This window comes from Burkholderia sp. 4NA327C6 (assembly GCF_005502655.1).
GTDB classification, from domain to species: domain Bacteria; phylum Pseudomonadota; class Gammaproteobacteria; order Burkholderiales; family Burkholderiaceae; genus Burkholderia; species Burkholderia contaminans.
Genome location: NZ_SCNZ01000048.1, coordinates 39,619 through 60,620, shown reverse-complemented (window position 1 = coordinate 60,620; position 21,002 = coordinate 39,619). Strand labels below are relative to the sequence as shown.

The 21,002-nt window shown below is 67.6% G+C and carries 19 protein-coding genes; 11 read left to right on the top strand and 8 right to left on the bottom strand.

Annotated features, from left to right (window positions below; translation table 11 throughout):
* The 6 genes from FFS49_RS33815 to FFS49_RS33790 all read left to right on the top strand — a co-directional run bounded on the left by FFS49_RS33815 (position 1) and on the right by FFS49_RS33790 (position 6,910).
* Positions 1-579 carry a hypothetical protein gene (locus FFS49_RS33815; RefSeq protein WP_124495232.1) on the top strand — a complete coding sequence of 193 codons (579 nt, stop codon included), beginning with the start codon at positions 1-3 and terminating at the stop codon, positions 577-579.
* Between the two features lie 52 nt (positions 580-631).
* The gene (locus FFS49_RS33810) at positions 632-1,258 is read left to right on the top strand and encodes a hypothetical protein (RefSeq protein ID WP_137910185.1); all 627 of its coding nucleotides are present in this window, start codon (positions 632-634) and stop codon (positions 1,256-1,258) included.
* A 187-nt stretch (positions 1,259-1,445) separates the two neighbouring features.
* Positions 1,446-2,873 carry an MFS transporter gene (locus tag FFS49_RS33805; protein ID WP_137910184.1) on the top strand — a complete coding sequence of 476 codons (1,428 nt, stop codon included), beginning with the start codon at positions 1,446-1,448 and terminating at the stop codon, positions 2,871-2,873.
* Between the two features lie 399 nt (positions 2,874-3,272).
* Positions 3,273-4,574 (top strand): hypothetical protein, encoded by a 1,302-nt coding sequence (locus FFS49_RS33800; RefSeq protein WP_137910191.1) that lies wholly within the window; start codon positions 3,273-3,275, stop codon positions 4,572-4,574.
* A 160-nt stretch (positions 4,575-4,734) separates the two neighbouring features.
* On the top strand, positions 4,735-5,847 hold the full coding sequence (locus FFS49_RS33795) for a porin (protein ID WP_137910183.1): 1,113 nt from the start codon (positions 4,735-4,737) through the stop codon (positions 5,845-5,847).
* A 10-nt stretch (positions 5,848-5,857) separates the two neighbouring features.
* On the top strand, positions 5,858-6,910 hold the full coding sequence (locus FFS49_RS33790) for a nucleoside hydrolase (RefSeq protein WP_137910182.1): 1,053 nt from the start codon (positions 5,858-5,860) through the stop codon (positions 6,908-6,910).
* Between the two features lie 6 nt (positions 6,911-6,916).
* Here FFS49_RS33790 and FFS49_RS33785 read toward each other — a convergent pair whose 3' ends face one another.
* The gene (locus FFS49_RS33785; RefSeq protein WP_137910181.1) at positions 6,917-7,828 is read right to left on the bottom strand and encodes a LysR family transcriptional regulator; all 912 of its coding nucleotides are present in this window, start codon (positions 7,826-7,828) and stop codon (positions 6,917-6,919) included.
* A 94-nt stretch (positions 7,829-7,922) separates the two neighbouring features.
* On the opposite strand from FFS49_RS33785, the gene FFS49_RS33780 reads away from it, so the two are divergent.
* Together FFS49_RS33780 and add are read left to right on the top strand one after the other, a co-directional pair.
* Positions 7,923-9,272: an NCS2 family permease gene (locus FFS49_RS33780; protein WP_137910180.1), complete on the top strand. Its 1,350-nt coding sequence runs from the start codon at positions 7,923-7,925 to the stop codon at positions 9,270-9,272.
* Between the two features lie 46 nt (positions 9,273-9,318).
* A complete protein-coding gene (gene add, locus FFS49_RS33775) occupies positions 9,319-10,419 on the top strand; it encodes an adenosine deaminase (RefSeq protein WP_039339674.1) in 1,101 nt (366 codons plus the stop codon).
* 164 nt (positions 10,420-10,583) lie between these two features.
* On the opposite strand, the gene FFS49_RS33770 is transcribed toward add, so the two are convergent.
* Both FFS49_RS33770 and FFS49_RS33765 read right to left on the bottom strand, forming a co-directional pair.
* Positions 10,584-12,815 carry a transglycosylase domain-containing protein gene (locus FFS49_RS33770; RefSeq protein ID WP_137910179.1) on the bottom strand — a complete coding sequence of 744 codons (2,232 nt, stop codon included), beginning with the start codon at positions 12,813-12,815 and terminating at the stop codon, positions 10,584-10,586.
* Positions 12,816-13,008: 193 nt separating this feature from the next.
* Positions 13,009-14,523 (bottom strand): PLP-dependent aminotransferase family protein, encoded by a 1,515-nt coding sequence (locus FFS49_RS33765; RefSeq protein WP_137910178.1) that lies wholly within the window; start codon positions 14,521-14,523, stop codon positions 13,009-13,011.
* A gap of 124 nt (positions 14,524-14,647) precedes the next feature.
* Here FFS49_RS33765 and FFS49_RS33760 point away from each other — a divergent pair, with 124 nt between their 5' ends.
* Positions 14,648-15,286, top strand: a complete 639-nt coding sequence (locus FFS49_RS33760) for an FMN-binding negative transcriptional regulator (protein ID WP_039339668.1) — start codon at positions 14,648-14,650, stop codon at positions 15,284-15,286.
* Positions 15,287-15,341: 55 nt separating this feature from the next.
* Here FFS49_RS33760 and FFS49_RS33755 read toward each other — a convergent pair whose 3' ends face one another.
* Positions 15,342-15,923 (bottom strand): thioredoxin family protein, encoded by a 582-nt coding sequence (locus tag FFS49_RS33755; RefSeq protein ID WP_137910177.1) that lies wholly within the window; start codon positions 15,921-15,923, stop codon positions 15,342-15,344.
* A 221-nt stretch (positions 15,924-16,144) separates the two neighbouring features.
* Between FFS49_RS33755 and FFS49_RS33745 the strand changes: the two genes are divergently transcribed.
* Together FFS49_RS33745 and FFS49_RS33740 are read left to right on the top strand one after the other, a co-directional pair.
* Positions 16,145-16,885 carry a response regulator gene (locus FFS49_RS33745; protein WP_034190595.1) on the top strand — a complete coding sequence of 247 codons (741 nt, stop codon included), beginning with the start codon at positions 16,145-16,147 and terminating at the stop codon, positions 16,883-16,885.
* Positions 16,882-18,204, top strand: coding sequence for an ATP-binding protein (locus FFS49_RS33740; protein WP_137910176.1), 1,323 nt, complete (start codon positions 16,882-16,884; stop codon positions 18,202-18,204). The genes FFS49_RS33745 and FFS49_RS33740 overlap by 4 nt, the downstream gene beginning before the upstream one ends.
* 90 nt (positions 18,205-18,294) lie before the next feature.
* Here FFS49_RS33740 and FFS49_RS33735 read toward each other — a convergent pair whose 3' ends face one another.
* From FFS49_RS33735 to FFS49_RS33720, 4 genes are all read right to left on the bottom strand, one after another.
* Positions 18,295-18,906 (bottom strand): alpha/beta fold hydrolase, encoded by a 612-nt coding sequence (locus tag FFS49_RS33735; RefSeq protein WP_137910175.1) that lies wholly within the window; start codon positions 18,904-18,906, stop codon positions 18,295-18,297.
* Positions 18,907-18,959: 53 nt separating this feature from the next.
* On the bottom strand, positions 18,960-19,694 hold the full coding sequence (locus FFS49_RS33730; RefSeq protein ID WP_137910174.1) for a metallophosphoesterase family protein: 735 nt from the start codon (positions 19,692-19,694) through the stop codon (positions 18,960-18,962).
* A 124-nt stretch (positions 19,695-19,818) separates the two neighbouring features.
* A complete protein-coding gene (locus tag FFS49_RS33725) occupies positions 19,819-20,355 on the bottom strand; it encodes a GNAT family protein (RefSeq protein ID WP_039339765.1) in 537 nt (178 codons plus the stop codon).
* Between the two features lie 12 nt (positions 20,356-20,367).
* Entirely contained in the window at positions 20,368-21,000 is a 633-nt protein-coding gene (locus FFS49_RS33720; RefSeq protein WP_137910173.1) for a LysE family translocator, read from the bottom strand.
* Between the last annotated feature and the right edge of the window lie 2 nt (positions 21,001-21,002).

Sequence of the window (21,002 nt, the reverse complement as noted above, 5' to 3'; positions counted from 1 at the left end):
ATGAAAAGGCTACTAGCAGATGCGGAGTGCCATGACGCACTTGAGCCGAGAATCGGAGGGGGAGCGCTTATAGGTGGGCTTATAAATTGGCCGACGACGTCATCGGGGGAAGAGCTTCAATTAGTGGCCTCTCTGCCCGCCAAGTTCCTTGGGGTTGAGGGCGGTGCGGAGTATGTTTCAGTGTTTTCGTTTTACTCGAGGGATGACTATTTCTTGGATCGCATAACGTATCATGGTGATCCCGAGGAAATGGAAATTATTAAGAGGGGCGGGGCGACTCAAGTTGTCTTTCATGAGAAAGGAGGGGAGGTTTTTGGAAGGGATGTCATACCGGCAAGAAGGTTAATTGTCGGGGATGATGTGGCGCAGCCGTATCAAGGTAGCGGAATTGGTGTGCCGCCTGGATTCCTCCAAAACGAAAACTTGGCGCTCGACAAGGGGCTTGAGTTTTCCTTGCAATTATACTCGGGTGATTTTCCGGCGAACTGGACGGATATATTTGGATTAAGTGATGCGCTGGGTTACTTGTTTATCGATGGAAAAAGATCCGAAGGATTGTTTTTCGCGCAAGTTACGTGATGCCTATTGCTGAGAATCTGGCGGGCTAAACGGAAGCAAGGAATGATCAACCGTGAAGTATTACGTTCTGTCTCAAAGAGCGGACCCGGGATGCCCGATCGGCATGCTGAATGGCGCGCTGTACGACAAGTACTATCAGGACACCACGAGTGTAGGCGTCGGATACTTCCCCTGGTATGCAAACCCGTCGCGCGGGAAGGCGCACGAAAAATTTCCGGATGGCGTCGTCTTCATCACCCAAGACGATCGGTACGATTTCGATGTCCGCGCAGACTTGGGTTTTCATTACCTGATGAGCGAAAGATTTGGTGCGGTCGTTTCTGAACTGAACGTGCCGATGGTGGACGTCGCACCGGTCAGGATTTTGTCTTTGGAAGGAACGCCCGCATCGGGAGACGGCTATTGCGTTGCAATCTTCCCGAGCTTTCGACCTGAAGAGGTGGACGGCGGCGAATCGAAGTTTGTAGACGGGAAATTTGGCGGAATTGCAAGAATAAGGAAACTGGTTGTATCCGACGATTTCGCATGCCCTATCTTCAAGCTGATCGGCATGGAAGGGAGCAGCAACGCGCTGATCTGCTCCGAGGAATTTCGCCACGAAGCCATCAGGCGTGGCATCAAGGGAGTCGAATTTCTGGATGCAGAGAGCGTCGATTGGCCGGCGGTGAAGCCCGTATGACGTTGTGCTCCGATCGCCAGTGACGGTGGAACTGGCTTGATCAAGGCTGCTCCTATGCGTTGCGGCGCGCGACCGCGCGTCAGATGACTGATGTGTTCCGCCGCTCGCCTCGCTAAAATGCGCGAAGCCGCTCGCCAACGCCCCTCTGGTAGCGCCAGGACAATCAAGAATCCGGAGACTTGCCACCATGGCATCCACCCAGCCCGACCCGCTCGCCGCAGCGGCCGCCACCCGCGTCGGGACGATCGACCCCGGCTCCATCTCGGCCCGCCTCGACCGCCTGCCGCCCACCCGTACCGTCTGGAAACTCGTCATCCTGCTGAGCCTCGGCTTTTTCTTCGAGCTCTACGACCTGCTCTATAGCGGCTACGTCGCCCCCGGCCTCGTGAAAAGCGGGATCCTGTCGGCGACGACGCACGGCCTGTTCGGCACCACGGGCGTCGCGAGCTTCATCGCCGCGCTGTTCTCCGGGCTCTTCATCGGCACGATCGCGTGCGGCTTCCTCGCCGACCGCTTCGGCCGCCGCGCGATCTTCACGTGGTCGCTGCTGTGGTACACGGCCGCCAACGTCGTGATGGCATTCCAGGACACCGCGGCCGGGCTGAACTTCTGGCGCTTCGTCGTCGGTCTCGGACTCGGCGTCGAGATGGTGACGATCGGCACGTACATCTCCGAGCTCGTCCCGAAGCAGATCCGCGGCCGCGCATTCGCGTGCGAGCAGGCGGTCGGGTTCGTCGCGGTGCCGGTGGTCGCGTTCCTCGCGTACCTGCTCGTGCCGCATGCCCCGTTCGGCCTCGACGGCTGGCGCTGGGTCGTGCTGATCGGTGCACACGGCGCGCTCTTCGTGTGGTGGATTCGCCGCGAACTGCCGGAAAGCCCGCGCTGGCTCGCGCAGCAGGGGCGGGTCGAAGAGGCCGATCGCATTATGCGCACGCTCGAGGCGAAGGTCGAAGCCGAATACGGGCGGCCGCTGCCGCCGCCCGCGCCCGCCGAGCCCGTACCGCCGCGCGGCAGCTTCCGCGACATGTGGGTGCAGCCGTATCGCAGCCGCACGATCATGATGACGATCTTCAACGTGTTCCAGACGGTCGGCTTCTACGGCTTCGCGAACTGGGTGCCGACGCTGCTGATCAAGCAGGGCATCACGATCACGTCGAGCCTGATGTATTCGAGCGTGATCGCGCTCGCCGCGCCGATCGGCCCGCTGATCGGCCTCGTGATCGCCGACCGCTTCGAGCGCAAGTCGGTGATCGTCGCGATGGCGGCGGCGATCGTCGTCTGCGGGCTGCTGTTCAGCCAGACGACGGTCGGCGCCTTCCTGATCGTGCTCGGCATCGGCCTCACGCTCGCGAGCAACATCATGTCGTACAGCTTCCACGCGTATCAGGCCGAGTTGTTCCCGACGTCGATCCGTGCACGGGCCGTCGGCTTCGTCTATTCGTGGAGCCGCTTCTCGGCGATCTTCTCGTCATTCGTGATCGCTGCCGTGTTGAAGGGCTTCGGCACGTTCGGCGTATTCGCGTTCATCGCGGGCGCGATGGTGATCGTAATGGCCGCGATTGGCTTCATGGGGCCGCGCACGAAAGGCATCGCGCTCGAAACTATTTCGAAGTAAATGGTGGTTGCGCACGCATGTCGCACGGTTCGTGCGGCGTGCGTGCGATGCGATGTAGATTGCATCGCGCGTAGGGTGCGTACTGCGTGTGGCGAGTGATTTGGCATCCGAATCGATTTGTAGATCCAGTCGTGCCTTCACGAAGCACTCCGCTTCCTGTATCGATCGCTAACGCACAGCGAATCAGACTGCCACGTAACGAAAAAGCAAGCGGCAACGAGTTGAAACAAAGTTGAAACAAAGCGTGACGAAGCGCAAAACCGCGACGCTCGCCCCTGCCGATTCTTGCATGGACGCGTAGAATGAAGGGCCTGACGACTCATTAGCCGCCATCGGACCGACCGCGTTGCAACAGCGAACGGCTCCGACGCGAAGAGGCGTCGGCGCCGGGCGCACATGATGCGCCGGACGTGTCGATGGCTCGCGCGGAAGATGCGCCGCCCGCAACAGCAGCATGCGGCGGCCGGATCGGCCGATGGCTTCGAACGTATGATGCCTTTCAGCTTCACGCGGCGATTTGCGAAGCCGCGTTGCCTTGCCCGTGTCGCCGCTGCGTGTATTGGGATCGCTGCGGCACTGCCGATCTCCGTGCTTGTCGAGCGGCCTGCCTTTGCGGCCTCCGACGCATCGGCACCCATCGCTACGCCATCCTCATCAATCGAGACACCCGCATCGGCAGCTTCTCGAGTGCATCCCGCTTCGGCGGCGCATGCATCGTCGGGAGCGTCGGCGGCGAAGCCCGCGCCTGCCGCATCACACGCGCATCCCGCAGAGCCTGCCAGCCCGGCGTCGGGTGCTTCGGGCGCATCCACCGCATCCACCGCCGCACCTGCATCCGCCGCTTCCGCTACGCCTGCCAGCGAGGCCGAGCCACCTGCACCGACACCGCCGCGCCAGCATCCGCCCCTGTCGGCCGAAGAGGCAAAAGATGCGACGGCGCGCGCGATCGACATGCGCAAGCGCTTCACACAGGAAGTCACGCGGCGCCTGAACGTACCGGCAAGCGAGCAACGCGCGTACGGCGAGCGTCTCCAGAAAGCGCTCGACGAAGCTGACCTCGGCAACCTGGCCGGCGAATACATCGCGATGGTCGACCGCGCACCGAACGTCCAGGCGCTGTTCATCTACTTCCGCGCGACGCCGGCCAACGCGTGGATGATGATCGGCGCATCGCCGGTCGGCACCGGGCTGCCGGGCACGTACGACCATTTCCTGACGCCGCTCGGCGTGTTCCATCACTCGCCGGACAACATGGATTTCCGCGCGGAAGGCACGACGAACGAGAACGGCATTCGCGGCTATGGGCACCGCGACATGCGCATCTACGACTTCGGCTGGGTGGACGGCGAGCGCGGGTGGGGCAAGGGCGGCGTGTCGCCGATGCGGTTCCAGATGCATGCGACCGACCCCGATCGCCTCGAAGCGCTGCTGGGCATCCGGCACTCGAAAGGGTGCGTGCGCATTCCCGCCTCGCTGAACACGTTCTTCGACCGGCACGGCCTGCTCGACGACGACTACCAGGCGCGCGTCGAGGCCGGCAAGTCGCTGTGGGTGCTGCGCCGCGATCGCGACATCACGCCGATCGCGGGCCGCTACCTGGTCGTGATCGACAGCGCACGCAAGACGCGGCCGGCGTGGTCGCCGTTGCCGGGGCGCAAGGCGTGGTCGCAGCTGCCGAAGGGCGGCGACACGGCGGACTGAAGGCCGGTGCGGCGGGCACGGGAGCGATCATGATGAGAATAAATCCGTTTTATTGAACCATAATAAAAGCAAACTTTTATTATCCGATCCGGGTTCGTATAGTCGAGGCCAGTTTCGCGGAACCCTGCCGCGCCTGGACCACCACCGATCACACGACCCGATGAAAACTCTCTACAAGCTCGCCCCGCTCGCGATGCTCGGCGCCTTCGCGACGCATGCCTGTGCGCAAAGCAGCATCACGCTGTACGGTCTCATCTCGGCCGGTGTCGGGTTCGCGACCAACCAGGGCGGCAAGAACGCCTGGCAGGCGTTGTCCGGCACGAACCAGAACCCGCGCTGGGGGCTGAAGGGCAAGGAGGATCTCGGGCAGGGGCTGTCCGCGATCTTCCAGCTGGAGAACGGCTTCAACGTGATGACGGGCACGGCCGCGCAGAACGGCCGCGAGTTCGGTCGGATGGCCTACGTCGGCCTGGCCGACCGCACCTACGGCTCGCTGACGTTCGGCCGCCAGTACGACGCGATCCACGACTACATCGGGCCGGTGATCATCGCGAGCAACGGCGTGAACATCGGCGACAACGACAACGGCTACAACGACATCCGCGTGCAGAACTCGGTGAAGTACGTGAGCCCCGTCTACTACGGCCTGAAATTCACCGCACTGTACGGCTTCAGCAACGTGACCGGCTTCGCGAACAACAGCGCATACAGCTTCGGGCTCGGCTACGAGGAGGGCCCGCTGCGCTGGAGCGCGGTCTACGCGCAGTACAACCATCCGTACAGCGCGACGAACCAGGACGGCGCAATCGCGAACGACTATGCGTCGCCGCTGCTGATCTTCAGCAAGAGCGCGATGTCGCCCGCGGCCTACGCGAGCCGGCAGCGGATCGCGGGCACGGGCGGCTTCTACACGATCGGCCGCGCGCAGTTCGCGGCGATGTTTACCGACGTGCGCTACGATTACCTCGACAACACGCACCTGCACCTGCAGAACCTCGGCGTGAACGTCGTCTACACGATGACGCCGCAGCTCTTCCTCGGCGCCGCGTATGCGTTCACGAACGGCAAGTACGACGTGATCGACAAGCGGCCGAAATGGCACCAGGTGAACCTGCAGGCCGATTACTTCCTGTCGAAACGCACCGATGTCGCGCTGACGGTGATCGCGCAGCAGGCGGCCGGCGACGCCGACCATGCGCAGATCTTCGCGTACGCCCGGTCGACCGGCACGCGCCAGATGATGGCGACGGTCGGCGTCCGGCACGTTTTCTGAGCGCCCGACCATGACCCATCCGATCGCATCCCGCCGCACCTTCCTGAAACTGTCCGCCGCGCTGGCCGGCACCGCGCTGCTGCCCGAAACGGGCGCATTCGCGGCCGGCGGCGAGGCCGCGCGCCGCACGGTGATCATCGATACCGACCCGGGGCAGGACGACGCCATCGCGATCCTGTTCGCGCTGGGCGCGCAGGACCGGCTCGACGTGCGCGCGTTGACCGCCGTCGCGGGCAACGTGCCGCTCGACCTGACCGAACGCAATGCGCGGATCATCCGCGACTGGGCCGGCCGCACGAAGACGCTGCCCGTCTACGCAGGCTGCCCGCGTCCGCTCGTGCGCGATCTCGTGACGGCCGCGAACGTGCACGGCAAGACGGGGCTCGAAGGCGTCGAACTTCATGAGCCGCGGGCGCCGCTTGCCGCCGGTCACGCGGTGTCGTATCTCGTCGATGCGCTGAGCCGTGCAGCGCAGGGTAGCGTGACGCTGTGCGCGCTGGGCCCGCTGACGAACCTCGCGACCGCGTTGGTCGAAGCGCCTCAGATTCGCGGCGCGCTGCGCGAAATCGTGCTGATGGGCGGCGCGTTCTTCGAGCGCGGCAACATCACGCCGGCCGCCGAATTCAACATCTACGTCGACCCGCAGGCGGCCGAAGTCGTATTCGGCAGCGGCGTGCCGATCGTCGTGCTGCCGCGCGATGTCGCCGTGAAAGCGCCGATCACGCCGGCGCGCGTCGCGCCGTTCCGCGCACTCGGCAACCGCTGCGGCGCGATCGTCGCGGACATCATGGATGCCGAGCTCGCGTACAACAAGAAGCGGCGCGGTGTCGAAGACGCGCCGATGTACGACCCGACCGCGGTCGGCTATCTCGTCGATCCGACGCTGTTCGGCGGGCGCAAGGTGAACGTGATGGTCGAGACGACCGGGCAGTGGACGCTCGGCGAGACCGTCGTCGACTGGAGCGGACGCAGCGGCCGTACGGCGAACGCGACGTGGATCAACGAGGTCGACGCGGACCGCTTCTACGCAGCGCTCGTCGAGCGCATCGCGAAGCTGCCCTGAAGGTAATCAGATGTGCTTCGCAATCCACTCGCGGCACGTACGCACGTGCGGGCCGCGATCGTCGCCGGCGAGCGAGATCAGCGAGATCGCACGCGTGACGCGCGGCTTGTCGACGCGCAGCGCGACGAGTTCGGGATCGTGCAGATGCATCGTGTAGAGGCTCGGCAGCACGGCGGTGGCGAGGCCGTTGCGCGCAAGCGCGTAGAGCGGCTCGGTGTATTCCATCCGGTACGTGACGTTCAGGCGCAGCTTCTCGGCGCCGCCGGTGCGATGCAGCGATTCGCTGACGCTGCCGCGCACGAACACCGCGAGCTCGCGATCGACGAGCCTGGCCCACGTGACGCTCTTCGCGCGGGCGAGCGGATCGTCATGCCGCACGACGATCACGATCTCGTCCTCGAAGAGCTGCTGGTAGCGCAGCGTGCCGTCGTCGCTGTCCGGTTCGCGCACGCCGATGCCGAGATCCGCGACGCTGTCGCGCACGGCTTCGACGAGCGCGCTGTTCGGCAGGTCGGTGAGGGTGAAGCGCAGCGTCGGGTGCGCGTCGCGCAGTGCATTGAGCGCGGGCAGCAGGCGGCCCGCGACCGACGGGATGAACGCGATGCGCACGGTCTGGATGCGTTCGCCGATGAGCCGCGTCATGTCGTCGAAGGTGCCGCGCGCCTGGTTGAGCAGGCGTTCGGCGAGCGGCAGCACGGCTTCGCCCGCTGAGGTGAGCGTGAGCCGGTGCGCGGAGCGCGCGAACAGACGCCCGCCGAGCAGGAATTCGATCTGGCGGATCGACGCGGTGAGCGCGGGCTGCGTGAGCGAGAGCGCCTGCGCGGCCTGCGTGAAGCTGCGTGCGTGGGCGAGTACCACGAAGTGCTGGACCTGCCGCAGCGTGAGCGCGGGCAGCAGCGACGAGCGGTCGGACGACATCGGGCAATAACGGTCGGGATGCGGTACGCGGCAGTATAAGACCGCGCTGCGTGAATCGGCACAGGACAATATTCGGAATCACAGGAGAACCACCATGTCAGCGACTGACACGATGCCGGCGCGAGCGCCGGCCAGCTGGCTCGAACGCCGCTTCGCGCTCGCCGCGCGCGGCACGAGCGTGCGCACGGAGACGATCGCGGGCGTCACGTCGTTTCTCGCGGCCGCGTACCTGCTCGTCGTGATCCCGTCGCTGCTCGCGACGGGCGGGATGGAGCGCGGCGCGGCGACGACCGCGACGATCATCGTGTTCGTGCTGTTTACCACGCTGATGGGGCTCTACGCGAACCTGCCGTTCCTCGTCGGCCCCGGCATCGGCGGCTCGGTGATCATCGGCGTGACGCTCGCGACGACGGAACACGTCGGATGGCAGACGGGCCTCGGCATCGCCTGCGTATCGGGCGTGCTGTTCTTCCTGCTGACGATACTCGGCGCGCGCGGCGTCGTGGTGCGGCTGATTCCCGTGCAGATCAAGCTCGGGCTCGGCGCGTCGATCGGCCTGTTCGTCACGATGCTCGGGCTGCGCAACGCGGGGATGGTCGTCGCGAACGCGAAGACCAACGCGTTCGCGCTCGGCGACTTCTCGCGGCCGGGCGCGCTCGTCGCACTGATCGGCCTCGCGGTCGCGATCGTGCTGCAGGCGCGCAAGGTGCCCGGCGCGATCCTGATCGCGATCCTCGTCGCGGCCGCGGCCGGCGTGCCGCTCGGCGTCACGCACCTGCCCGCGTCGTTCGTGTCGCTGCCGCACAGCATCGCGCCGATCGCGTTCAAGCTCGACATCGGCAGCGCGTTGAGCCTCGCGGCCGCGCCGTACCTGTTCGCGTTCTTCGCGGCGGAATTCTTCTCGACGCTCGGCACCGCGCTCGCGGTCGGTGCGAAGGCGAACCTGCTCGACGAACAGGGCAACCTGCCGAACATCAACCGGCCGTTCCTCGTCGATTCGCTCGCGGCGACGCTTGGGCCCGTGTTCGGCATTCCCGCGCTGACCGCGCTGATCGAATCGGCGGCGGGTGTTGAGGCCGGCGGGCGCAGCGGGCTGTCGTCGCTGGCCGCGGCCGTGCTGTTCGCCGCGATGCTGCTGTTCGTGCCGGTCGCGCTCGCGATCCCGAAAGAGGCGACCGCGCCGGCGCTGATCCTGATCGGGCTGTCGATGTTCGCGACGATCCGCCACACGCACTTCGACGACTTCACCGATACGTTGCCCGTGATGTCGATGGTGCTGCTCACGCTGATGTCGAACAGTTTCGGCACCGGCATCGCGGGCGGCCTGCTGTGCTACGTGCTCGTCAAGCTGCTGGCGGGCCGCTGGCGCGACGTGTCGTGGGGGCTCGTCGTGCTCGCGCTTCCGCTCGGCTATTACTTCTGGACCGTCGTGAAGCCGCACTGAGAGACGGCATTCGCGACGCATCGGTACTACCAAGAAAGAGACTGCAATGAAGGGAACACCAGGCAACGTCCCGGCCGCGCGCACGGGCATCGAGATCACGCCGGCCCATCGGGCCTTCTTCCACGCGCTGCCGAAGATCGAGCTGCATTGCCACCTGCTCGGCGCGGTGCGGCACGACACGTTCGTCGCACTCGCGGAGCGCAGCGGTGCGCCGATCGAGCGCGCGGAAATCGACGCGTTCTATGCGCGCGGCGAGAAGCCGGTCGGCGTGCTGCATGTGCTGCGCGCGCTCGACCGGTATCTGCTCACGCAGCCCGACGACCTGCGGCGGATCGCCTACGAGTATCTGGAGGATGCCGCCGCGTACAACGTGCGGCATGCGGAATTCTTCTGGAATCCGACGGGTACGGTGCATGTGTCGGGTATAGCGTATGCGGATGCGCAGGCCGCGATCGTGACGGGTATTCGCGACGCCGCACGCGACTTCGGGATCGGCGCGCGCCTGATCCCGAGCATCGACCGCGAGCAGGATCCCGACGAAGCGGTGGCGATCGTCGAATGGATGAAGGCGAACCGCGCGGACGAAGTCGCGGGGCTCGGGATCGACTATCGCGAGAACGACCGGCCGCCGGAGCTGTTCTGGAAGGCTTACCGCAATGCACGCGCGGCGGGCTTTCGCACGACCGCGCACGCGGGCGAGTTCGGGATGCCGTGGCGCAACGTCGAGACGGCCGTCGATCTGTTGCAGGTCGATCGCGTCGATCATGGTTATACGATCGTCGACAACCCGGAGCTGTGCGCCCGCTATGCGGAGCGCGGGATCGTGTTCACCGTCGTGCCGACGAATTCGTACTACCTGCGCACGCTGCCGCCGGAGCAATGGGCGGAACGGCACCCGATGCGCAAGATGCCGGGCCTAGGGCTGAAGATCCATCCGAACACCGACGATCCGACGCTGCACAAGGTCAATCCGTCGGAGGCGTGGGAGCTGATGTTCAGCCATTTCGGCTTCACCGTGGCCGAGCTGAAGCAGTTCATGCTGAACGGGATCGACGGCGCGTGGGTGGACGACACGACGAAGGCTGCGTGGCGTGCGGCGTGGGCGCCGGAATTCGACGTGCTGGCAGCCACGCTCGCGGCGGGCTGAGCACGGTGGCGTTGTAAGCCGGCCGGTGCTTCAACCGTGTGATGCCCTGGCATGTCCGCCGTGTCGCGGTCGCGCAAAACTGGAGCACTGTCCCCCGGTTGCGGCATTGCGCGACGACGACGCGCCAGTCGAACGGACGGCCGTCGTACTCGCCGGCACTCCAGTCAGCGGAAGAACCTCAGCCAGTCGAACAGACCCGAATGCTGCGGCGTGCGCCGCCGCGGCGCCGGCGCGCTGCGCGGCCGGAAGTCGGGTGAGAACTGCGCGTGCGGATCGATCGCCCGCGCGCGCAGCGCCGCATCGTAGAACGTGCCGACGATCGGCAGCGCGCTGTGCGCGCCCGCGCCCCAGTAGTCGCTGCGCAGCGTCACGCTGCCGTCGTCGAAGCCGACCCACGCACCGGCCACGAGCTGCGGATGCATCAGGATGAACCAGCCGTCCGCGTTGTCCTGCGTCGTGCCCGTCTTGCCGGCGACGTCGACCCGAATTCCGTAGCGCGAACGAATGTCGGCGCCGGTGCCGCGATCGACGACGTCGCGCATCACGTCGACCAGCGTCTGCGCGGCGGGCTCAGGCAACGCACGTTCGGGCGGCGCGCTGCCGAAGACGGCGAGCACCTTGCCGTCGCGATCCTCGATGCGCGTGATCATCTGCGGCGCGACGTATACGCCGCGGTTCGCGATCGTGCCGTACGCGGACACCATCTCCTTCAGCGTGACGGGGCTCGTGCCGAGCGCCAGCGACGGCACCGCATCGAGCGGGCTCTCGCGCACGCCCATCGCGCGGGCGAGCTGCGCGACCTTCGCGGCGCCTTCGTGCTGCATCACCTGTGCGGTGATGCGGTTGCGCGACAGCGCGAGCGCATCGCGCAGCGTCATCGGCTCATCGGTCGGCGGCTCGGCATCGGTCGGGCGCCAGATCGCGCGCCCGTCGATCGGGATCGCCACGGGGCGGTCGACGAACGTATCGCCCGGCCGCATGCCGTCCGCGAACGCGGCGCCATAGACGAACGGCTTGAACGTCGAGCCGGGCTGGCGCCGCGCCTGCGACACGTGATCGAACGGCTCGCTGCCGAAATCGGGGCTGCCGACCCACGCGCGGATCGCGCCGTTGCGCGGATCGATCGCGACGAAGCCGGCCTGCACCTGCGTCTTGCGCTCGCACAGCGCGCGCATGAAATCCCGATTGGCGCCGAGCCGCTTCAGCGCCGCGACATCGGTCAGCCCCGTGTCGCGCGCCTGCCGATAGTCGGGCGTCTGGCGGATGAAGCCGCGGAACAGGTCGTTGCGCAGCCCGCAGCCGGACGGGCCGCGCCATGCGCCGTCGGCGATCGCCTGCAGCCGTTCGGTCTGCCGCGTCAGCGCCTGCGTCGCCATGTCCTGCAGCCGCGCGTCGAGCGTTGTGCGCACGACGAGGCCGTCCGAGTAGAGGTCGTAGTTGTTGCGATCGGCCCACGCGATCAGCCATTTGCGCAACTGCACCGCGAAGTGCGGGGCGAGGCCGGGCTGCCCGGACTGCGGCTCGAAGTCGACGCGCAGCGGCTGGCGCTGCAGTTTCGCGAGCTGCTGCGGCGTGAGCATGTGCATCTGCGCCATCCGGTCGAGCACGATGTTGCGCCGCTGCACCGCGCGCTCCGGGTTCAGCACCGGATTGTAGTAGCTGTTGCCCTTCAGCATCCCGACGAGCGTCGCGCTTTCGACGATGTCGAGCTGGTCGGCCGACTTGCCGAAGTAGGTGCGCGCGGCCATTTCGACGCCGTACGCGTTGTACAGGAACGGCACGGTGTTCAGGTAGGTCTCGAGAATCTCGTCCTTGCTGTACACCGACTCGATCTTGAACGCGGTGATCAGCTCCTTCACCTTGCGCGTGAGCGTCGGCGCGCGGCCGACCTCATCCGGATACAGGTTGCGCGCGAGCTGCTGCGTGATCGTCGAGCCGCCCTGGCGGTCGCCCGAGAATGTGTGCAGCCCGGCTGCGATCGTGCGGCGCAAGTCGATGCCGTGATGCGCGTAGAACCGGTGGTCCTCGGTCGCGATCAGCGCGTCGACCATGTGCGGCGAGATCTGCTTGAGCGGCACCCATTCGCGGTTGACGGGCCGGAATTCGGCGATCAGCTGGCCGTCGGCCGACAGCACGCGCGCGGGGCGGTCGATGCGCGCCTTGCGGATGTCGCCGATGCTCGGCGTGAACGGGACGAACGCGAGCAGCACCAGCAGGCCCAGCACCGGGATCGCGGCGAGCGTCAGCGCGACGCCGCGGCGCGTCGGATGACGCAGGCGATGCAGCGCGCCGGCGCCCAGCGCGCGGAAGCGCGCGCCGCAGGCGGCGGCGAACGGCACGACGCGGGCGCGGCAACGGAGCCACGCGTCTCGGAGAAGCGGCACGAAGCGATTCAAGGCGGCAGGAGCGCGGATGGAAGAGGCGCGATCCTAGCAAACGGCACCCATGCGACGCCGGCCAAAATGGCCGTTTGCTTGCAGGATTTACAGACGATTACGTTTGTTGCCCGCCGACAACCTTTTACGGCGCGGCCCGGCGCGATTCTCCCGACGAATCGTGGCCGGCCCGCCAGCGTTCGACGCCGTCCGGTCAGCGCGGCACGGCGTCGTCGGCAGCCATTGCGACCACATCCGCCAACCGCTGCGCGGCCGCTTCCATCTGCGCGCGGCCGAACCCGCCGAAGCCCAGCACGAGCCCCGGGCGGGCCGTGCCCGGCGCGAACATCGGCGACACGGCACGCACCGCGACGCCGGCTTGCGCGGCGCGCTCGACTACGTCGAGATCGTCAATCCCTTCCGCGAGCCACAGCACGACGTGCATCCCCTGGTCGCCCTGCTGCACCCACGCGCGCTCGCGCGGCAGCCGCGCACCGAGCGTGTCGATCAGCAGCGCGCGCTGTTCCGCATACACGCCGCGCATGCGGCGGATGTGGCGGTCGAGGTGGCCGTCCGCGATGAACGCGGCCAGCACGTGCTGGTCGGCAGTCGGCGCATGGCGATCCATCAGCACGCGGGCGCCGCAGAACGCGGGCACGAGATCGTCGGGCGCGATCACGTAGCCGAGCCGCAGCGACGGAAACAGGATCTTGCTGAACGTGCCGAGGTAGATCACGCGGTCGGGGTCGAGCCCCTGCAGCGACGGGAACGGATGGCCTTCGTAGCGCAGCTCGCTGTCGTAGTCGTCCTCGACCACCCACGCGCGCTGCCCACGCGCCCAGGCGAGCAGCGCATTGCGCCGCGCCATGCTGAGCGGCATGCCGAGCGGGTACTGGTGCGACGGCGTGACGAATGCGACCCGCGCATGCGGCGCGAGACGGATGCCGGCGTCGACGTCGAGGCCGTCGGCGTCGACCGGCACCCGCACCATCGCGTCGCGCTGCCCGGTGCTGTCGAGCAGTGCGGTGATGCCGCGATAGGCCGGATTCTCGACCCATGCCTGATCGCCCGCGCCGAGCAGCACGTGACTCGCGAGATGCAGCCCTTGCTGCGTGCCGCTCGTGATCACGACCTGGTCGGCATGGCAGCGCACCGAGCGCGAGCGGCGCACGTAGTCGGCGATCGCTTCGCGCAGCGGCAACGCGCCTTGCGGATCGGCATAGCCGGACGGTGCACCGGCGCCGCGTGCGCGCAGGCGGTTGCCGAGCCGGCGCCAGATGTCGTCGGGCGCGGTGTGGCCGATCGGCACCGAGATCGCGAACGGCATGGCCGGCAGCGGGCGGAATTCACCGGCGATCCTCGCGAAGGTGGCGGCCGGCTCGGGGAGGCCGGTATGCGCCGGCGGGGGGCGCCGCGCAGGCGGTTCGGGAGCGTCGACGGGCGGCGGCTCGGCGAGCGCGAGCGCATTTGCGACGCGCGTGCCCGCGCCGCCGCGCGATTCGAGAAAGCCTTCGGCGACGAGCTGCGCGTACGCATCGACGACGGTGCCGCGCGCCACCTGCAGCGACGTGGCAAGCAGCCGCGTGGACGGCAGCGCGTCGCCCGGATGGACGTCGCCGCGCCGCACGGCCTCGCGCAGCGCCTGCGCGAGCTGGCGGCTCAGGTCGCCGGCCGCGCGATCGAGCGCGCCGAGCGACGGGATATCGGCGTTCCGTGCTGTTCTTGCCATGATTCTGGTCTGCTGAATTTGTTCAAAACCGGCTCTACAGAATAAACCAGTTTGGCGCGACAATCGGCGCATGACGGGCCAGCGCCCGATCCATTCCCACCCCCTGCACGACCGTGGAGCCGACATGTACGTCCCCGCCGATTTCAACGAACCCAACCCCGACGCGCTGCGCGAGCTGATCGTGCAGCATCCGTTCGGCAGCCTGATCACGCACGGCACCAACGGGCTCGACGCGAACCACATCCCGTTCGAACTGCTGCCCGGCGACGGCGGCCTCGGCGAACTGCATGCGCACGTCTCGCGCGCGAATCCGGTCTGGCAGGACGTTGCGAACGGCGACGAGGTGCTCGTGATCTTCCGCGCGGGCGACGCGTATATCTCGCCGACCTGGTATCCGAGCAAGCATGTCGCGCACCGGCAGGTGCCGACGTGGAACTACGTGGTCGTGCATGCGCACGGCCGCATCACGGTGCGCGACGACGCGAAGTTCGTGCGCGGCGTGGTCGCCCGGCTGACGCGCACGCACGAGGCGTCGCAGCCGGTGCCTTGGAAGATGGGCGACGCGCCGGCGGATTATCTCGACGCGATGCTGCAGGCGATCGTCGGGCTGCAGATCGAGATCACGCGGCTCGTCGGCAAACGCAAGCTCGGGCAGAACAAGGACGTGGCCGATATCCGCGGCGCGGGCGACGCGCTGGTCGCGAACGGCAACCTCGCGATCGGGGAAGCGATGATCGCGGCGGCCGACGCGAAGCGCGGGTGAGCGCCCGTGACGGGCAGGCATGTGCGGGCAAGCGCCACGCCCGCGCACCGGCCCGTCACTGCGTGCGCGTCGTGCCCTTCGCGCCTTCACCGGCCTGCGCGAGCGCGGTGCGAATCGCGGCTTCGGTCTTGTCGTACCCGCCTTCGCCATAGCGCGTATAGACGACCTTCCCGTTCGCGTCGATCAGGTACAGCGCGGGCCAGTACTCGTTGCCGTAAGCGCGCCACGTATCGTAGCGGTTGTCCTGCGCGACCGGATAGCGGATATCGAAGCGCTTGATCGCATCGGCGACGTTCTTCGCGTCGCGCTCGAACGGATACTCGGGCGTATGCACGCCGACCACGACGAGCCCCTGGTCGCGATACTTCCGGTCCCACTCCTTCACGTACGGAATCGTATGAATGCAGTTGATGCACGAGTACGTCCAGAAATCGACGAGCACGACCTTGCCGCGCAACTGGCCGAGCGTCAGCGGCGGGCTGTTGTGCCAGCGGTCGATGCCCGTGAAATCGGGCGCGGCCGTGCCGGCCTGCGAAGCCGGCATGCCCGCGTCGTCGCGGGTGCCCGCGAAGGCGGCGAGCCCGGCTGTGGCGGCAAGGGCGATGACGAGGGCGGCGATCTTGAATCGGGGCAGCATGGCGTTCTCCTGAGCGGGAGGCCGGCGCTCGGTGGCGGCGGCCGGACGGGTTTCGACAGGCCCCATTAGGCGGCGCCGACGTATCTGCGATGTGTCCGGCGAGCCACGCGTGTGCAATGTTGTGTGTCGTCGCGGCGGCGCGATACATTGGGATACAAACGCCTGCCCGCCGTGCGGTATAAAAGCGGACATCACCTGCCCGAATACCTCGACACCGACTCATGGACAAGATCGACCACGTGCTGATCGTCGACGACGACCGCGCGATCCGCGAACTGATCGCGGATTACCTGGAGAAGAACGGCATGCGCGTCTCGCTGGCCGCGAATGGCCGCGAGATGCGCAACGTGCTGGACGACGGCGCGCCCGACCTGATCGTGCTCGACCTGATGATGCCCGGCGAGGACGGCCTCACGCTGTGCCGCGACCTGCGCGCCGGCAAGTTCCGCACGGTGCCCGTGCTGATGCTGACCGCACGCGGCGAGGAAACCGACCGCATCATCGGCCTCGAGATGGGCGCGGACGATTACCTGGCCAAGCCGTTCGCGGTGCGCGAACTGCTCGCGCGGATCCGCTCGGTGCTGCGCCGCGCGCGCATGCTGCCGCCCGGCATGCAGGTGACGGAAACCGCGGAGATGCTCGCGTTCGGCGAATGGCGGCTCGACACGACCGGGCGCCACCTGCTCGATGCGGAAGGCACGCTGGTCGCGTTGAGCGGCGCCGAATACCGGCTGCTGCGCGTATTCCTCGACAACCCGCAGCGCGTGCTGACGCGCGACCAGTTGCTCAATCTCACGCAGGGTCGGCAATCCGATCCGTTCGACCGGTCGATCGACCTGCTCGTGAGCCGGCTGCGTCAGCGCCTGCGCGACGGCGCGCGCGAGCCGCGCTACATCAAGACGCTGCGCAACGAGGGCTACGTGTTCTCGTCGGCCGTGACCGCCGTCGACGGTACGCCATGAGCGCGCGCATGCCGTGGCACTGGCCGCGCTCGCTGTTCGCGCGGCTCGCGCTGATCCTGTGCGTGGGCCTTGCGCTCGCGCAGACGCTGTCGTTCTGGCTCACCATGACCGAGCGCGACCAGGCGACCACCAACCTGATGATGGGCTACATCGAGCGCGAGGTCGCGAGCTCGGTCGCGCTGCTCGACCACCTGCCGCCCGCCGAGCGGGCCGCGTGGCTGCCGCGCCTCGCGCGGCGCAGCTATACGTTCATCCTCGGGCCCGGCGAGACCGGCACGCCGCCGGAAGCGCGGCTGTCGGCGCGCGTCGAGCGCTCGATCTCCGACGGCATCGGCGGCGACTACCCGCTGACCGCGAACGCGATTCCCGGCGACCGCGAACATCTGCAGGTGCATCTGCGCCTGACCGACGGTTCGCCGCTGACGATCGACATCCATCCGATGTCGACGGTGCCGCTGTCGGGCTGGCTGCCGGTCGTGCTCGCGCTGCAGCTCGCGGTGCTGGCCGCGTGCTGCTGGCTCGCGGTACGGCTCGCGACCCGGCCGCTCAAGCAGCTCGCGCAGGCCGCCGATGCGCTCGGCCCCGACCTGAAGGGCGAGCGGCTGAACGAGGGCGGGCCGTCGGAAGTCGCGCGCGCCGCCCGGGCGTTCAATGCGATGCAGGATCGCATCGCGCAGTACATGGCCGAGCGCATGCAGATCCTCGCGTCGATCTCGCACGACCTGCAGACGCCGATCACGCGGATGCGCTTGCGCGCCGACATGATGGAGGACGACGCGCAGGGCGCGAAGCTGCGCCAGGACCTGCTCGAGATGGAGCATCTGGTGAAGGAGGGCGTCGCGTATGCGCGGACGCTGCACGGCAACGAGGAAGCCGCGCGCCGTATCGATCTCGACGCGCTGCTCGACAGCATCGTGTGCGACTACACGGATGCGGGGCAGGACGTCGCGCTGCACAGCCGCGCGCCGCTCGCGCTCGTCACGCGGCCGAAGGCGCTGCGCCGCATCGTCGGCAACCTCGTCGACAACGCGCTGAAGTTCGCGGGCGCGGCCGAGATCGACGTGCACGCCGCGCCGGACGGCGGCGCGGTGATCGCCGTGCTCGACCGCGGGCCCGGCATTCCGGACGATCAGCTCGACGCGGTGTTCGAGCCGTTCCGGCGCGTGGAGACGTCGCGCAACCGCGAGACGGGCGGCACGGGGCTCGGCCTCGCGATCGCGCGGCAGCTCGCGCTGGCGATGGGCGGCACGCTCACGCTGACCAACCGGACGGACGGCGGCGGCCTCGAGGCGCGGCTGACGCTGAGGAATGCGGGGTGACGGGATACGGTGCGTAAGCGGCGCGGTTTCGGGTTCGTGATGAAACCGAAGCTGACGTTGAAGCCGAAACCGAAACCGAAGCGCTCGACGTCACCCGCGCTGCAGATGCGCATCAACGAGCGGCGCGAGCGTCGCCGCATGCACGGCCGCGAGATCGTGCCGGCCGCCCGGCACGACGTGCAACTGCGCGTCGGGCAACCGTTCGAGCAGGCGCCGGCCAGCCGCGACGGGGCTGATCGGATCGTCGTCGCCCCACAGCAGCAGCGTCGGCTGTGCGATGCGCCCGATCTCCTGCGACAGGTCGGCACGGAACGTCAGGAACCAGTCGGGAAGCTGCGGGTTGGCTTCCGCGAAACCGGTGCGCCAGTCCTGCGCGCCGAGCCCGGCCATGTCGAGTCCACCGGACGTGACCGTCAGCACGAGGTGCGTGATCAGTTCGGGTTTGTCGAGCGCCGCACGCATCGCGATCACGCCGCCCATCGATTGCGCGACGACGGCGGTCGGCCGGTCGATCGTTTCCAGAACATGACGCACCAGGCTGTCGAAATCGTCGACGGCCGGATCGCGCGGGGTGTCGCCAAAGCCCGGATAGCCGACGATCCGGCGCTCGGCCGGATGCTCGAGAAGGCCGGCGAGCGGTTGCCAGAAGGCGGTGCTGCCCGATGCGCCGGGCAGGAAGAGCAGTTGTGACGGAACAGGCATGACGGTGCGGTTTTCCGGTGAATGAAGTGAATCGGGGTGGCGCGGCGCGCGTGTCAGCACCGGCCGGTGCGCAGTGCGACGGTCCAGTCGTCGCGCCCGCGCGATGCCGCGGTGGCGGCCGCCGTGTGCCAGTCGTATTCGACCGCGTGGAATTCGACGTTCCAGCCGGCGGCCGTGCGCGACACCATCGCGTAGCGCGCATGCGGCGAGCCCGTCTCGATGCGGTGCGGATGCGGCAGGTCGTCGGTGTATGCCTGCAGCCCCACGCTGCCCGGGTTGACGATCAGCCGGCCGTCGTCGAGCTTGGCGGTGCGCGGGATGTGCGTGTGGCCGCACAGGATCAGCGATGCAGGTTCGTCGCCCGCGCGCCGCGCGATTTCATGGGGCGTGGCCGCGCGGCAGCCGTCGGGCGTGACCGTTTCGAGGAAATAGACGAGGTCGCTGTCGGGCGTGCCATGCACCATCAGCACGTCGTCGCCGAGCGTCATGCGTTCGGGCAGCGCGGCGATCCATGCCAGATGATCGGCGCGCAGCGTGTCGTGCGCCCAGCGATCCGACAGCCGCATCGATTCGCGATCGCCGGTGAGCAACTGCCGTTCGTGATTGCCCTTGATGGTCGGCAGGTCGAGCGCGATCAGGCGGTCGGCCGTTTCGGGCGGATGGAGCGCGCCCGACAGGATGTCGCCGAGATTGACGATCACGTCGGCGCCGCGGCGGCGGACGTCGTCGAGCACCGCGTCGAGCGCGGCGAGGTTGCCGTGGATGTCGGACAGCGCGGCGATTTTCATGGCGGAGCGTCGGGGAAGGGAACGGCGATTGTCGCCAATTCGGCGCAGGCCGTCCAATGGCGAGCGCACGCGAAGCGGTGAGCGGTTGTACGTCAAGCCGCGGGTCTGAAGCCGCGGGGCGCGGTCAGTCGGTCGCGAGGCGCGCGTACATCGCGAAATCGCCCGGCGTGCCGCGCACCATCTTGTATGCGCGCAACAGCCCTTCGTACCGGTAGCCGCACTTCTGCAGCACACGCGCGGAGCCTGCGTTGCCGGTCAGCACGACGGCCTGCATGCGCATGAAGCCGCCATCGGCGAATGCCCACGCGGTGACGGCCTCGCACAGCGCGCTCGCGATCCCGCGCCCCCAGTGCGACGGCGCGAGATCGTATGCGATCTCCGCCGAGCGGTTCACGGTCGATACGGTATGCAGGCCGATCGTCCCGGCGAGGGCGCCCGATGCGTCGTCGATCACGGCGAGACGCCGGATCGAATCGGGGTCCGTCGAATCGATGGCGTCGAACAGCGGAAGCAGATCGTCGGGCGAGCGCAGGTTCCAGCTCGTATGGCGGTAGACGTCGGGGTTCGTCAGATACGCGTACCACGCGCCGAGGTCGGCGCGTTCGATCTGGCGCAGCGACAGGCCGGGAAAGCCGGAGCGGGGCGGCGTAGCGACTCTCATCCGCATCCGCGCCTATGCCGCATGACGCCGATACAGCGCCAGCGACCCGGCGAGCGCGAGCAGCATCGCGCCGCACGTGCGCTCGAGCCACAGCGCCCCCGCGCGCTTCAGCAGCCGCACCGCGCGGGCGCCGAGCAGCGCGTAGCCGAACATCACGACCCCGTCGAGCAGTGCGAACGTGACCGCGAGCGCGACGTATTGCGGCGCGAGCGGCGCGGACGGATCGAGGAACTGCGGCAGGAAGGCGGAGAAGAACAGATAGCCTTTCGGGTTCGTCACCGCGGTGAGGAAACTCTTCGCGAAGATCGACGCGTTGCGCCCGGATGCGTGGCCATCGTGCGCGGCGGCGACGTCGAGCGCCCCCTTCGACATCAGCAGCCGGATGCCGACGTAAGCGAGATATGCGGCGCCGAGCCACTTCACCACCGAGAACCAGAACGCCGACGCCATCAGCAGCGCGCCGAGGCCGAGCGCGACCGCGACGATCAGCACGAAGTCGGACAGCATCGCGCCCGCGAAGCCGTAGGCCGCGCGGCGCACACCGTAGCGCGAGCCGTTGGTCAGCGCGAGCAGCACGGTCGGGCCGGGAGTCGCGATACCGACGAACGCGACGGCGGCGAAGATCAGCAGGGTCGTTTCATGCATGA